The organism is Simiduia aestuariiviva (assembly GCF_014192475.1).
Taxonomy (GTDB): Bacteria; Pseudomonadota; Gammaproteobacteria; order Pseudomonadales; family Cellvibrionaceae; genus Simiduia; species Simiduia aestuariiviva.
In genome coordinates this window covers 1,081,881-1,095,620 of sequence record NZ_JACHXZ010000001.1, presented here as the reverse complement: position 1 = coordinate 1,095,620, position 13,740 = coordinate 1,081,881, and the positions used below count along the sequence as shown (strand labels likewise).

15 protein-coding genes are annotated in these 13,740 nt (G+C 54.1%); 7 read left to right on the top strand and 8 right to left on the bottom strand.

Annotation, left to right across the window (positions count from 1 at the left end; genetic code table 11):
- The first annotated feature begins 75 nt into the window (after positions 1–75).
- Together FHS30_RS04860 and FHS30_RS04855 are read left to right on the top strand one after the other, a co-directional pair.
- Complete coding sequence (locus FHS30_RS04860; RefSeq protein WP_183908861.1) at positions 76–1,806, top strand: proline--tRNA ligase; 1,731 nt, start codon at positions 76–78, stop codon at positions 1,804–1,806.
- A 13-nt stretch (positions 1,807–1,819) separates the two neighbouring features.
- Complete coding sequence (locus tag FHS30_RS04855) at positions 1,820–2,389, top strand: lytic transglycosylase domain-containing protein (protein WP_183908859.1); 570 nt, start codon at positions 1,820–1,822, stop codon at positions 2,387–2,389.
- Here FHS30_RS04855 and FHS30_RS04850 read toward each other — a convergent pair.
- The 4 genes from FHS30_RS04850 to FHS30_RS04835 all read right to left on the bottom strand — a co-directional run bounded on the left by FHS30_RS04850 (position 2,386) and on the right by FHS30_RS04835 (position 6,484).
- Entirely contained in the window at positions 2,386–2,847 is a 462-nt protein-coding gene (locus FHS30_RS04850) for a BLUF domain-containing protein (protein ID WP_183908857.1), read from the bottom strand. The two genes, FHS30_RS04855 and FHS30_RS04850, sit on opposite strands and share 4 nt — an antisense overlap.
- Before the next feature lie 65 nt (positions 2,848–2,912).
- Positions 2,913–4,199 (bottom strand): NAD(P)/FAD-dependent oxidoreductase, encoded by a 1,287-nt coding sequence (locus FHS30_RS04845; protein ID WP_183908855.1) that lies wholly within the window; start codon positions 4,197–4,199, stop codon positions 2,913–2,915.
- Positions 4,200–4,288: 89 nt separating this feature from the next.
- Positions 4,289–5,560, bottom strand: a complete 1,272-nt coding sequence (locus tag FHS30_RS04840; protein ID WP_246341127.1) for a valine--pyruvate transaminase — start codon at positions 5,558–5,560, stop codon at positions 4,289–4,291.
- An 18-nt stretch (positions 5,561–5,578) separates the two neighbouring features.
- Positions 5,579–6,484, bottom strand: a complete 906-nt coding sequence (locus FHS30_RS04835) for a LysR family transcriptional regulator (RefSeq protein WP_183908853.1) — start codon at positions 6,482–6,484, stop codon at positions 5,579–5,581.
- A gap of 90 nt (positions 6,485–6,574) precedes the next feature.
- On the opposite strand from FHS30_RS04835, the gene FHS30_RS04830 reads away from it, so the two are divergent.
- Positions 6,575–7,249, top strand: a complete 675-nt coding sequence (locus FHS30_RS04830) for a histidine phosphatase family protein (protein ID WP_183908851.1) — start codon at positions 6,575–6,577, stop codon at positions 7,247–7,249.
- A 6-nt stretch (positions 7,250–7,255) separates the two neighbouring features.
- On the opposite strand, the gene FHS30_RS04825 is transcribed toward FHS30_RS04830, so the two are convergent.
- The 4 genes from FHS30_RS04825 to FHS30_RS04810 all read right to left on the bottom strand — a co-directional run bounded on the left by FHS30_RS04825 (position 7,256) and on the right by FHS30_RS04810 (position 10,096).
- Positions 7,256–7,867 carry a hypothetical protein gene (locus FHS30_RS04825; RefSeq protein ID WP_183908849.1) on the bottom strand — a complete coding sequence of 204 codons (612 nt, stop codon included), beginning with the start codon at positions 7,865–7,867 and terminating at the stop codon, positions 7,256–7,258.
- The gene (locus FHS30_RS04820) at positions 7,864–8,229 is read right to left on the bottom strand and encodes a response regulator (RefSeq protein WP_183908847.1); all 366 of its coding nucleotides are present in this window, start codon (positions 8,227–8,229) and stop codon (positions 7,864–7,866) included. The genes FHS30_RS04825 and FHS30_RS04820 overlap by 4 nt, the downstream gene beginning before the upstream one ends.
- A gap of 71 nt (positions 8,230–8,300) precedes the next feature.
- Entirely contained in the window at positions 8,301–8,768 is a 468-nt protein-coding gene (locus tag FHS30_RS04815) for a TlpA family protein disulfide reductase (protein WP_183908845.1), read from the bottom strand.
- Positions 8,765–10,096, bottom strand: coding sequence for a YihY family inner membrane protein (locus tag FHS30_RS04810; protein ID WP_183908843.1), 1,332 nt, complete (start codon positions 10,094–10,096; stop codon positions 8,765–8,767). The genes FHS30_RS04815 and FHS30_RS04810 overlap by 4 nt, the downstream gene beginning before the upstream one ends.
- 141 nt (positions 10,097–10,237) lie before the next feature.
- Between FHS30_RS04810 and arsC the strand changes: the two genes are divergently transcribed.
- From arsC to sppA, 4 genes are read left to right on the top strand one after another with little or no spacing between them, the layout of a single operon-like run.
- Positions 10,238–10,582 (top strand): arsenate reductase (glutaredoxin), encoded by a 345-nt coding sequence (gene arsC / locus FHS30_RS04805; RefSeq protein WP_183908841.1) that lies wholly within the window; start codon positions 10,238–10,240, stop codon positions 10,580–10,582.
- Complete coding sequence (wrbA, locus tag FHS30_RS04800) at positions 10,582–11,172, top strand: NAD(P)H:quinone oxidoreductase (RefSeq protein WP_183908839.1); 591 nt, start codon at positions 10,582–10,584, stop codon at positions 11,170–11,172. The genes arsC and wrbA overlap by 1 nt, the downstream gene beginning before the upstream one ends.
- Positions 11,169–11,549 carry a DUF2069 domain-containing protein gene (locus FHS30_RS04795; RefSeq protein ID WP_183908837.1) on the top strand — a complete coding sequence of 127 codons (381 nt, stop codon included), beginning with the start codon at positions 11,169–11,171 and terminating at the stop codon, positions 11,547–11,549. The genes wrbA and FHS30_RS04795 overlap by 4 nt, the downstream gene beginning before the upstream one ends.
- Positions 11,550–11,568: 19 nt before the next feature.
- Positions 11,569–13,413 carry a signal peptide peptidase SppA gene (sppA, locus tag FHS30_RS04790; RefSeq protein ID WP_183908835.1) on the top strand — a complete coding sequence of 615 codons (1,845 nt, stop codon included), beginning with the start codon at positions 11,569–11,571 and terminating at the stop codon, positions 13,411–13,413.
- Positions 13,414–13,740 lie beyond the last annotated feature (327 nt).

Genomic DNA, 13,740 nt, shown 5'->3' with positions numbered 1-13,740 from the left:
ACCTCATTGTACCCATCTGCATTCGCCCCTTAGAATAGCCCGTTTGAACTTTCCGAGCCATTTAAAGAGAGCACCATGCGCGCCAGCCGTTTTCTAATTGCCACATTGAAAGAAACCCCGAACGATGCCGAAGTCATCAGCCACCAACTGATGCTGAGGGCGGGCATGATTCGCAAGCTGGCCTCGGGCCTTTACACCTGGCTGCCTTTGGGATTGAGGGTTTTGCGCAAAGTCGAAGCCATCGTGCGTGAAGAGATGAACAACGCCGGCGCGCAGGAGATGCTCATGCCCGTGGTGCAGCCTGCCGAATTATGGGAGGAGTCTGGCCGCTGGCAGCAATACGGGCCAGAGCTGTTACGCATCACAGACCGACACGATCGCGCCTTCTGCCTGGGGCCAACCCACGAGGAAGTGGTCACCGATATGGTGCGCAATGAGATCAGCTCCTACAAGCAGCTACCTGCCACCTATTACCAGATTCAAACCAAGTTTCGCGATGAAATCCGGCCCCGTTTCGGTGTTATGCGCTCGCGCGAGTTCATCATGAAAGATGCCTATTCTTTCCACGCCAGCGAAGAATGCCTGCAAGCCACCTATCAAGTGATGCATCAAGCCTACTGCAATATCTTTGACCGCATTGGCCTGGAGTACCGCCCCGTATTGGCCGATACCGGCTCTATCGGTGGCGCGTTTTCCCATGAATTTCACGTATTAGCTGCCAGCGGTGAAGACGCCATCGTTTTTAGTGATGGCTCTGACTACGCGGCGAATATCGAGAAGGCAGAGGCGTTAGCGCCCACCAGTGAGCGCGCACAGCCGAGCCAGTCCATGACGAAGGTGGCCACCCCCAGCGCACACACCATTGAAGAGGTCTGCGCACAACTGGCAGTGACCGCCAACAACACCGTCAAGACGCTGATTGTTTTAGGGGAAGCTGAAGAGCAAGATCAAACCCAGCCGCTTGTCGCGCTAGTGATTCGCGGTGACCACGATTTGAACGAAATAAAAGCAGAAAAATTGGCGGGCGTTAGCAGCCCTCTGACCTTTGCACCCGAGGACCGGATCAAATCCGAATTGGGCGCAGGCGTGGGGTCTTTGGGGCCAGTTAACCTTCCCATTCTTACTATTGTGGACCGCAGCGCCGCCCAGCTGGCAGACTTCGTTTGTGGCGCCAACGAAGATGGCTTCCACCTCACTGGCGTCAATTGGGAGCGCGATGCAAGCCTTAGCCGCACGGAAGATATCCGCAATGTCGTCGCCGGCGACCCCAGCCCCGATGGCAAAGGTAGCCTAGGCATTAAACGCGGCATTGAAGTGGGCCACATATTCCAATTGGGTACCAAGTACTCAAAAGCCCTAAATGCCAGCGTCTTGAATGAAAATGGCAAAGCAGAGGTGATGACCATGGGCTGCTACGGCATAGGCGTGACGCGCGTTGTGGCCGCGGCTATTGAACAGAATCACGACGACAACGGCATCATTTGGCCGAATGCGATAGCCCCCTTTCAGGTGGCCATCATCCCCATTAACATCAATAAATCCGACGCCGTGCGCCTCGCCTGCGAGCAGCTCTACGCCGACTTGCTCAACGCGGGCATCGATGTACTGTTCATGGACGAAGATAAGGCCCGTTTGGGTGTGATGCTGGCCAACACCGAGTTGATGGGTATTCCCCACCGCATCGTGGTGGGTGACCGCGGCTTAGAAAATGGCGAAGTTGAGTACAAAGGCCGACGCGACAGCGAAAGCCGGCAGCTGCCACTGGCGGGAGCGATCACCCATTTACAGGGCGCACTGGCGCACTAATAGGCGGAGCTCCATGGCTAAAGCGTACATCGCAACTTGGTTACTGGCCCTGGTGTTACTGCCAGGGCTGGCACTAGGCCAGTCCAAGCCCAGCGACGTGGACGACGAGCTGCGCCAGCTACTGCTCAATGCGGTGCAGGCGGCCGACAGTTTCACCGACCGCTTCGATGCAGAAGCCTGGCTGATGCTTCAATCTAGCCGCTTGCAACGCTTTGTCGACGAACCTGAGAAGCGATTAAAAATACTTCGCGCCGTGCATAGCGAAGCAACGCGGGCCGGATTGCAACCGGAAATCGTGTTAGCCGTGATCGAAGTGGAAAGTGCATTTGACCGCTTTGCGGTATCTCGCGTAGGTGCGCAGGGCATGATGCAAATTATGCCTTTCTGGAAACACGAAATCGGCCGGCCAGAAGACAATCTCATCGATATGCAAACTAACCTGCGCTATGGGTGCACCATTCTCAAACACTATCTCAAGCGCTCAGACGGCCATTGGGCCGACGCACTCGCTCGCTATAACGGTTCTTACGGACGCTACTGGTATCCAGAGCGAGTGATGAATGCGTGGGAGCGTTGGCGCTAGCAGGCGGCTGCCCCTTGAAAGCGAATTTCTGGGTGGGTAATTAACCGTCTCACCCAAGTTGCCACTTCGCGGGCGTTGGGCTTTTCATTGGCCAGATAGCAATCGCGAAATCGATGTAGATCACTGCTTTTCAGTTCTGGTTGAATGTCGAGCGTAAAGATATCCATATTCCAATCGCCGAAGGATCGAGCGCTGACTTCCTCATCCATCAGCACACAGACATTGCTATGGCGGCTGTCATTTTTAATAGACGCCAACAACTCATCCACTTCCGCTTCATAGCCCTCCAATAACTGAATAAAGTGGCCATTGTCGACCAACAACACCCCGGTGATGTTTAACGCGCTATTGCGGTGTTTCGCCGTGCGCTCAATATCGATCAAGTCACTGATCATTTGCTCTTGATCATCGAGCATCTTTGGACAGGCATCGCTGACATACATAACAAACTTAAGCACACAACATCTCCTCGGCATGGACAGGCAGCTATCAGAATAGCAAAGCCTGCCATGCTTGAAGGAAATCAGTGCAATTTGAGCCGCGGCCGCACCACTCGTCCAATCTTTTCACTAAGTGCTAACAATCCCGTGCGCAACCAACCGTGCAGTGCCACCTGATGCATGCGGTACAAGGAGATGTACACCATCCGAGCCAAGCGCCCCTCGATCATCATACTGCCCCGCGTTAGATTGCCCATTAGACTGCCCACTGTGGAGTAACGGCTCAGCGAAACCAGCGAGCCGTGATCCTTATAGATAAACGGTTTCAGTGGGCGGCTGCGATAAATGGCCAATAGGTTGTCGTAGATACAATCCGCCATTTGATGGGCCGACTGCGCCCTTGGCGGCACGTTGCGCCCGTCGGCCATGACGCAGGCGGCGCAATCACCCAAGGCAAAAATGCGGTAGTCCTCCGTGGTTTGCAACGTGGGCCGCACCACCAATTGATTGATGCGATTTGTCTCCAGCCCCGCAAAATTGGCCAGAAAGTCTGGCGCTTTAATACCGGCAGCCCAAACCATCAAATCGGCTTCCAACAGCCTATCCTCAGTAGTGCGCAGGCCATTGATTTCTGCTGCAGCAACGCGGGTATTCACCAACACCTCAACGCCAAGCTTGACCAATTCAGCGTGGGCTTTGCCAGACAGTCGCTCGGGCAGTGCCGGCAAAATGCGTGGCCCCGCCTCTACCAGAGTCACTTGTAAGCGGTCGCGACTGATGTTGGGTAGCCCGTAAACGGAGAGCCACTGAGCGGCATTGTGAAGTTCCGCCGAAAGCTCTACCCCCGTCGCACCTGCGCCGACAATGGCGATGCGAAGCGTTGACGCATCGCGACTGGCGTCTAACCGTACAAACCCATTGAGCATGCGCTGGTGGAAGCGTTCCGCTTGCGCCGGTGCATCTAAGAAAATGCAGTGTTGACTAACGCCCGGCGTGCCAAAATCGTTCGTGGACGAGCCCAACGCCAAGACCAAATAGTCGTAATCGATCGTCCGCTCTCCCACTACTGCACGGCCTTGATCATCCTCAATGGCCGCCAGTCGAATGGTGCGCGCGGCACGATCAAGGCCCGCTAATGAACCCTGTTGAAAATGAAACCCATGGCGGCGCGCATGGGCTCGATAACTCACGGCATCGATGCCTGCATCCAGCGCGCCGGTGGCCACTTCATGTAACAAAGGCTTCCAGATGTGAGTGGCGTTTTTATCCACCAAAGTGACTTTAGCGCGCTCAGGGCGACCCAATTTGCGGCCAAGGCGAGTGGCTAATTCGAGCCCACCCGCGCCACCGCCTACGATGACAATATTCATAAATAGTAATTCCAAAGGTTAAAAAAATCGGTGGAAAATCGGCGCTGCCGACTGTCCTGAATAGGGTTGGTATGGACGTGGTCACTGTATTAGCCATGGCTATAAGCACGCGCCACCTCGTCGCCAATAATTGCGAAACCGCGGCGCACGGTATCGGCATCTTGGCCGTAATTGACGCGAATGCATTCGTGTTGGTGCGCCCAAGGTTCCGTTAGGCCGGGGAAAAAGTGGTGGCCCGACACCACCAGCACGCCGCGCTTTTTCAAGCGCCTATACAACTCGTCGCTAGTAATGGGTAGATCCGGAAACCAGAGCCACAAAAACAGCGCGCCCTCCGGGCGATGTACTCTGAACGGGGTGCCGGCTAATGCCTCGCGGCACTGCGTCAAAGCTGCGCCGACCTTATTGCGATAATGCGGCCGCACATGGCGCTCACACAGTTGGATGAGTTCGCCCGACTCAATCCACGGCTGCACCAAAGCCGGCCCCATATTGCCCGAGGCTAGATTCAATACCGCATTGGCATTACTAAAAGCGCGAATCACCGATTCATTCGCTACCACGATTCCCGTGCGCACACCGGGCAAGCCCAACTTAGACAAGCTGAGCAACAAAATGGTGTTGTCATTCCAAAAGGGTTTGGCGTCGGTAAATAAAATATTAGGGAAAGGTGTACCGTAGGCGTTGTCGATTATCAGCGGCACTCCTTGTGCGCGCGCCAAGCGATCGAGCTGTTGCAATTCATCATCGCTGATGACATTACCGGTGGGATTGGTGGGCCGCGATACGCACACCGCCGCGGTGGCATCGGTCAATGCCAATGCCTCAAAATCCACGTGGTATTTAAATAAATTGCCCTCCAACAATTCAATGGTGGGCTTAGTGCTGCGAAAAAAATCCTCGCTCAGGCCGCTGTCCGCATAACCCAAATACTCAGGTGCCAGCGGCAGCTGTATATGGCGCTTGGAACCGTCAGGCATGCGCCCGGCAAAGAGGTTAAACAATACGAAAAATGCGGATTGGCTGCCATTTGAGATAGCGAGGTTGCGTTCAGTAAGCTCCCAGCCGCAGATGTTCGATAGCATTTTAGCTAACGCGGCTAAAAATGCCCGATCGCCCTGAGGTGACTTGTACACGCCCAGTGCGCCAAAAAGCTGGTCGCTGTTGCGCGCCATGCTAGCCATGCGCTCAGCAAAAAGTGCCTCCATGGCTGGAATTCGACTGGGGTTCCCGCCCCCCATAAATAGCATGTTGGGGTTGTCGTTGAGCGCGCCGCCCAAATCGTCCATCAGCGAGGACGCTCCGGTTTGACCCGCGAATTTTTCACCAAAGACCGACAGTTGCAACGCTGAGTGTTTCATAGCTTCTCACCTCAGGCGCTAATAATGCCTGAGTTCGCCGTCGGCTTCATCTAATAGTAACGTTCGTAACCAACGGCTGGCGCCGCTTTCCTCACTGCGACGGTGCCAGATTAAATGCAATTGCAGGGGCGCCAATTCGAACGGCAGTGGTCGCGTCGCCAATCCAAAACGCTGCGCGAGCGCCGCGGGTAAGGTCCACACTAATTCCGTTTCGCGCACGATGTCTGGAGCCACCAAATAGTGCTGAACACGCAGCTGCACATTGCGAACTTTACCCAGCAGATTGAGCGCGTGATCAACATAACCCAGTCCTGCTCGGCGGCTGGAAACATGCAAATGCTTGAGCGCAAGGTAGCCCGACAAGGACAAGTCATCCGCCAGTGCGGGGTGACCTTGGCGCATAGCGCACACATAGGGCTCTTGCATCAGCGGCTGGTGACACAGATCGGCCATGGACATGATGGGCACGTCAACTGAAAAGTCGAGTCGGCCACTGGCTAACTCCGTTACCACTTCGCGCCGAGACACGTTGAAACTGGTCACCGTCATATGCGGCGCCAAGTGACTTACTTGTTTGAGCAGCGGCCCCAACACCAATGATTCGGCTAAATCGTTCATGGCGAAGGCTACGGTCTTGTGACTTTCGGCCGGCACAAATAGCGCGGGGGCCTCGATACTGCGCTGAAGCTGACCCAGCCCTTCGCGAACGCCCTCGATCATACCGTCCGCCACGGGCGTGGGCACCATTCGTTGGTGCGCCCGTTCAAATAACGGATCATTTAAACGTTCGCGCAAACGATTCAGTGCATTACTGACGGCAGGCTGTGTAATATTAAGTTGCTCTGCAACCCGCGTGAGGTTGCGTTCGCGATAGATGGCTTCGAACACCACCAAGAGGTTGAGATCCAATTGCTGTAATCGCATCGTCGGCACCCAGTTACTATAAGCCTGCATTATAAAGCTGAGCCGGTACAATAATCACTACGAATGGCTATAGCACACAGGAAAATACCCATGACCGACATCCTTCTCATCCGCCACGGCCAAGCCAGTTTGGGCGGTGACAACTACGATCAATTGTCCCCACTCGGCGAAATACAGGCACAGTGGCTGGCAGAGTATTGTCTTGAGGCTGGGTTAGGCGGCCCCATAGATTTGTACACCGGCGCCATGGCACGTCAACATCAAACCGCCGCGCCATTGATAGATCGATTGCAGATCCACACCCAGCGAGAGGATGCAGGTTTCAACGAATATGATTTTGAGTCGGTGGTTTTGGCCTACCTCTCCGCAAACCCAAGCTATCCACTGCCCGCCCAACCGACTTCAACAGACCTCTACACGCTGTTGCGCGCGGCCGTCCAAGCGTGGTCCACGGATGAGTTGGCGCTGAATCAAGAACAAGAAACTTGGATAGGATTTCACCATCGGGTCGCAAATGCGTGGCATCGATTAGTCGCACAGGTGACGGGCACCACCTTGTTAGTAACGTCTGGCGGCGTCATCGCGTCAATATTGCGCCAGCTGCAAGGCTTGGATAACAGCGCCACCATCGATTTGAACCTGAGCATTCAAAATGCCAGCATCACCCGACTCGTAAAGAACAGCCATGGCTATACACTGGCCGAATTCAATGACATACCGCACTTGACCGGCGCCGAACGCGCGCACGCCATCACCTTTGCCTAGCGGCCACTATTGCGCCAGAATTTGGTCGAGTAAATCCAACAGGGGTTGGTTGAGGGTTTCAGGAAATAACAACAAAAGGTCACAGGCAAAGGGGCTATTTTCAAGGGTGTAACAAATTTCAACACTGGTGACAAAATCCAAAGACACCAAGTCGTCCAAGTGCAAATTTGCCAGTGGCTCATGCATGCCCGCGATAAATAGTGGCTCAAAGGTAAACTCGCGGCCACTTAGTTCCGCCATCATCGTCAGGCATGTTTCCGTTATGGTCGCGGTCAAAGCGCGCACTAAATTTTGTTCGACCTCAAGATCATCCAACGTCAGCTGCCGAGCCTTGGCCAAGGCCAAGAGGCTTTCGTCGCTCACCACAACCATGGCATATGCCGCGCCATTCTCACCTGCAAATGCTTGAACACCCGCCGATACTTGGCATTCGCCATGTTGCTCGATCAACCCTTCGTACAGTTGATTGGGTGCCAAGTAGCGAATCACCGGAATGGGTAGCTCTACAAAACCACCCACGTAGTCTGCGAGAGATTCAGCGGCTGCGCCCATGGCGACATTGGCGACTTCCTGCAAACAATCGCGATGGGTTTCCGAAAACGGCAGTGGGTAGCTCATAGCAAACCGTACCTGTGTAACACTTCCGCCAACTTATCTTTATTAATGGGCTTTTTGATGAACTCCAAGGCTCCCAGTGCCATGACTCGATCGCGTGCTTCCGGTTGAATATCACCGGAAATGACAATGACTATTGCCTTGTGCCGTTCGGACTTAACCAATTCCAACACTTCGTAACCGTCCATTTCCGGCATGGTGAGATCCAAAAATACCATTTCCGCCTTGCCCGCACGAATGGCATCAATGCCCTCCACGCCGTTGGCCGCATAGGTAATATCAACATCCCAATCCTCCGGCAATGCACGGGTAACCTGCTTGCGGGCCATGTTGGAGTCATCACAAATCAATAGGGGAATGGGCATGTAAATTACGTTCTCTGCACTAAAACGACCTCTACTTATTATAGACGGGCATCGGTATCACGCAGGCCCCGTTAAAAACCCGCTTTTGTCAGCGCCGCCCGCAGGCTGTCATGGGTTTGAGGCCCCGTTAATACCGCCACCGTTTGCCCCGTTGGGCTAACTATGTAGCTCGTAGGCAGCACTCTCGGCGTAGCGATTCCGAGGCCTTCCGGATGGGCAATGAGTAGCGGGAATTGAATCCCTAGCGTATCCGCCTGCTTTAGCAGCTGAGTGAGCGGCGGGCGGTCATAGTTCACCCCCACCACCTGCAACATCGGCTCGGCAGCGGCCAATGCATTGAGCTCTGGAATTTCTTTAACACAGGGCTTACACCAGACAGCCCAGTAGTTCACCAGCTGCCACTGCCCTCGCTCGAGAGGTCGTTCAGCACCCGCCGCCCACAATATCGGCGTTGCATCACTCGCACTGTGATCGCCAGAGGGGCTGCAAGCACTCAGCAACAACGCGGCCACTAGTGCTCCGCCCGATAGATTTTTCATGCCTTGCCCTCCGTTTCGACATCAGTCAATCGGGGTAATGCCGTATCCGTATCGGAGAGTTCGCTGTGTAACATTTCTAAGCCTTCGCCTTCATCAGGATAGGTGGGGCGCTCCACATGAGCATCGAATATTTGCGCTAAGGGAATATCCAATTGTTGCTCGGTGTGCTGATCAATACTCAACAATCGCGGCGCCACTGAACTGAACCAGTCAAATTGTTGCAGGTAATCTGACACTCCGGGCATGTGGGCCTCCACACCGATAGCATCGGCAAGTTGACGCAAGGTGAAGTTACCCAAGTCTCGACATAGCACGTAATCACCCTGTGCGGTCACGGTAATGATCTGATGTTCAAGCAACGCATCCCGCAAGCGCTGCCACTGTTCAGAGCCCACGCCAACGCGCAAAAGATCGCCATCGGCAAGGCTATCACCGGTATTCAACCGGCAGCGAAACTCCCACAGCAACACCAACGCAGCAACTAAGTCTGGATACTTAATGCTGAGCGTTACCCGGTTATCGGTACTGAGTACGCGCACTAAAATCGCGCCACTCAGGATCAACATCCAAGTGATATTCACCCAAATTAAAAACAGCGGTAAAAAAGCAAAGGCCCCGTAAATCATGGTGATTGACGACTTGGCCATGATGACGCCAAACGCGCGCTTTAAAAGTTCAAACAAAATCGCCACAGCGATGCCACCAATCGCCGCCTTGCGCAATGGCACTCGACAATTGGGAACGGCGGCAAATAGCAGCGTGAACGCCAGCGCTGTTAGCAATAGTGGTAAGTAGCTGTACAGTGGCGCGATGAAGCCTAAGGTTGTGGTCTCATCGGCAAAAAATTTGATCGACAGCAAATAGGTGCTCATGACGAGTCCAGCACCCAACAGCAATGGCCCTAAACTAAGGATCGCCCAGTAGATGAGAAAGTTGGACAACCCCCTACGCCCGCGCTTGACACCCCAGATGCGATTAAACGTCTTTTCAATATTTTTTAACATCAAATAGGCGGTGATGATGAGGAGTGGCACACTGGCCAAATTGAGTTTGCGCGCCTGACGCGAAAAGTCCGATAGGTATTGCGACACTTCAGAGCCAGATTCTGGCAATAAATTCGAGAAAATCAGGGCGTTCAGCTGGCTGTCCAATCCTTGAAATGCTGGAAACAGCGAAAACATGGAATAGGTCACCGTCATCATCGGCACCAGCGCAAACATGGTCATAAAAGTCAGTGCGCCCGCGCTCATTTGGCAGTGTTTATCTTGAAATTGATAGGCAAGCTCAGGTATCAGCCGCCACAACCCACCGAAAAAGTTATTCAACATGCGTATCCTCAAAAAGATCTAGCCCTAATCCAACGAGCATCTTGGGCCTCGGTTGTGATGCGTTTACAATAGCGTCTTTTTAACATGAAGCATAACTGACCGGTCATTGAGACCACTCCCATTAAATCAAGAAGCCGTACTATGACAACTATCTACCACAACCCGCGTTGTTCAAAGTCCCGTGAAACGCTCGCCCTGCTGGAAGCCAAAGGCATTACACCGGAAATCGTACGCTATTTAGAAACGCCGCCTAGCGCTGCCCAAATTAAAACGCTGCTCAGGCAATTGGGGTTGAGTGCCCGCGCCCTACTGCGCACGGGGGAAGAAGCCTACAAAACGCTCAATTTAGCCGATACCGGTCTTTCTGAGCAGGCGCTCATCGATGCCATGGCTGCCCACCCCAAATTAATACAACGGCCCATTGTGGTGCACGGCAGCAAAGCTGCAATGGGTCGTCCACCGGAAGCCGTGTTGGAGCTATTTTAATGGCTGAACCCTATGTGCTGGTGCTCTATTACTCGCGCTCGGGCGGCACCTACGCTATGGCCCGCCAAATCGCACGTGGCATTGAGGCCTCGGGGTTACCGGCTCGATTACGTACAGTCCCCCCAGTTTCACCCGACACTGAAGCCAGCCTACCGGCAGTGCCCGACGAGGGCGCCATCTACTGCACCAATGACGATCTCGCACACTGCGCGGGGCTCGCGCTAGGCAGTCCAACTCGCTTTGGCAATATGGCGGCACCATTGAAGCACTTCTTGGATGGCACGTCTGACTTGTGGCTCAGCGGTGCCCTGATCGATAAGCCTGCGGTGGCGTTTACCTCCACCAGCAGCCTGCACGGCGGTCAGGAATCCACCTTAATCAGCATGCTGCTGCCCCTGCTGCACCATGGCATGGTGTTCGCGGGTTTACCCTACAGCGAATCGGCACTGCACAGTACTCACACCGGCGGCACGCCCTACGGCGCAAGCCATTGGGCCGGTCAACACTCCACCCCACTGTCAGATGACGAATCCGCATTGTGCCTGGCACTCGGAAAACGCTTGGCAACCCTGACGAAGAAACTATTATGAATGACTCCTCCACTCCCACGGACGTGCACCAAAAGGCCCTTTGGGGCCAGCGCCTGTCAGCGATCGCGCTGGCGGTCCTTGTGCTTGATGCCCTAGCACAACAGCTGAGCCCCGAGGCGCGCTGGTCAACTCTGCTTATACAACTCCTGCCCTTGGTGATTTTTGTGCCGGGCATGCTTGCAAAGCACTACCGCACCTACAGCTGGCTCTGTTTTGTGGTGCTGTTTTACTTTATCGTGGGTGTAACCAACGTTATGTCGCCACTCGCTGATGTACACGGCTGGGTGACCCTAGTGGCGAGTACAGTTCTGTTCAATACTGCCATGATGACCAGCCGTTGGCTGCAATACGCGGCAATCGCCACCGCTCAGGAATAAACACTTAAGGAAGCGTTACATGTCTCAAGCTCAACCCGGATTTATTCGTCGTTTTTTTGGCGGCCTTTGGGGCGCAGTCACTTGGTTGCGTGTTGCACTGGCCAACATCCTATTTTTAGTCATAGTGCTCATTATTGTCAGTGCCATCACCAGCCATGAGCCGTTTGTCATGCCCGATAAAACCGCGGTGCGCGTTGCACCTCAGGGCTTCTTAGTAGATCAGCTCACCTACGTGGACCCCATGTCCAAAATCCTAAGCGACGATAAAGGGCCAACGGAAACCCGCGTGAAATTATTGGTGGATGCCATCAACCGTGCAGCGGACGACGATCGCGTCACCACCCTGGTGCTGGATTTAAATTATTTATTGGGTGGCGGCTTAAGCAAAATGGAAGAAGTGGGCGAAGCGCTCGAGCACTTCCGGACTCGCGAGAAACCCATCATCGCCTTCGCCGATAGCTTCAATCAAAATACCTATTATCTGGCCACCTTTGCCGATGAAATCTATATCAACCCACTTGGCGCTGTGTTTCTGACAGGCTATGGCAGCTATCGCAATTATTTCAAAGACGCTATCGACAAGCTGGAATTGGATTTTCATGTATTCCGCGTAGGCGATTACAAAGACTTCATTGAACCCTATACGCGCAATGACATGTCCGGCGCCTCGCGCGAACACAACAGCCAGTGGTTGCACGAGCTATGGAGTACGTATACCAGCCATGTTGAGGAGCGCCGTAATTTACCTGTAGGTGCCATCAACAATTACATTAACAATGCCGACAGTCTGTTGGCGGACGCCGAGGGCAACAGCGCGGACCTCGCCATTAGCAGTGGTCTCATCGACCGCAAGCTGACCCGCGTAGAATTAAAGAGCATGCTCGTTGAGCGATTTGGCTACGACGAAGAGATGAATAGCTATAGCGCGCTGAATGCCGATCACTATTTGGCCGCCACAGAAAAGGAGCGCCTACCGTTTAAACACCAGGTAGGCCTAGTGGTTGCCAGCGGCACTATTGTAGATGGCGAACAACCCGCGGGCACCATTGGCGGTGATTCGACAGCAGCACTTCTGGAAATGGCCCGCCAAGATGACACTATCAAAGCGGTAGTATTGCGCATCGACAGCGGCGGCGGCAGCGCCTTTGCCTCTGAAATCATTCGCCAGCAGGTACTGGCTTTGCGCGAAGCGGGCAAACCCGTGGTCATTTCCATGGGCTCTGTAGCGGCATCGGGCGGCTACTGGGTGACTGCCGGTGCCGATCAGGTGTGGGCAACTCCAACCACCATTACGGGCTCCATTGGCGTCTTTGGCGCCTTTGCCACTGCTCAAAAAACATTGGCTAATCTGGGCATTCACACCGACGGCGTAGGCACTACGGAAATGGCCGGCGCCATTCGATTAGACCGAGCGCTGCCGGAAAAAGCCGCACAAGTGATTCAAATGGGTGTGGACAACATCTACCAAGAGTTTTTAGAACTGGTGGCGAAAGCACGCGGCACGACACCGGAAGCCATACACCAAGTTGCGCAGGGCCGTGTTTGGACTGGGGCAACCGCCCAGGAAATTGGCCTAGTGGATCAGCTTGGCTACCTCAATGATGCCATCAAGGCGGCCGCTGAATTAGCCGAAATCACTGAATACGGCGTACAGGAAGTGGAACATCCACTGAGTCCGGGTGAAAAATTCATGCAGACCCTGTTACAGGACGTGCGCATTGGCCCCAGCCAATTGACCAATAGCCTAGTGCCGTCATCCCTGCGCGCAACGCTAGAACCGCTGATCCAGCCATTCACACTGATGGCAGAGATGAACGACCCGCGCGGCATGTACGTGCGCTGCACGGCCTGCGTAGCGCCCTAGCAATATCACACCGGCGCCAAACTCCAGAGGCGCCGCCCCCAAAAAATGCACAAAAAAAACCCGCCGATAAGGCGGGTTGATGCATGACCAGAAGCTATTTACTCAAGGCTGCGGGGGTCTACCGCTACACCTGACCACTTACGGTCAAAGATCTAAGAAAACCAAGTCCATCAAAGGAGACACATGACTAGCATTAGCGTTGATGTGGCAAGCACCTCAACCAATACCCTCGCTAACCTGTATTAATTTATAGCAGCTCAGAAACCATCTGCCAGTGGAATTTCAGATTGACCGGCAGACTGTGACTAGATAGCCACTTTATTGGCT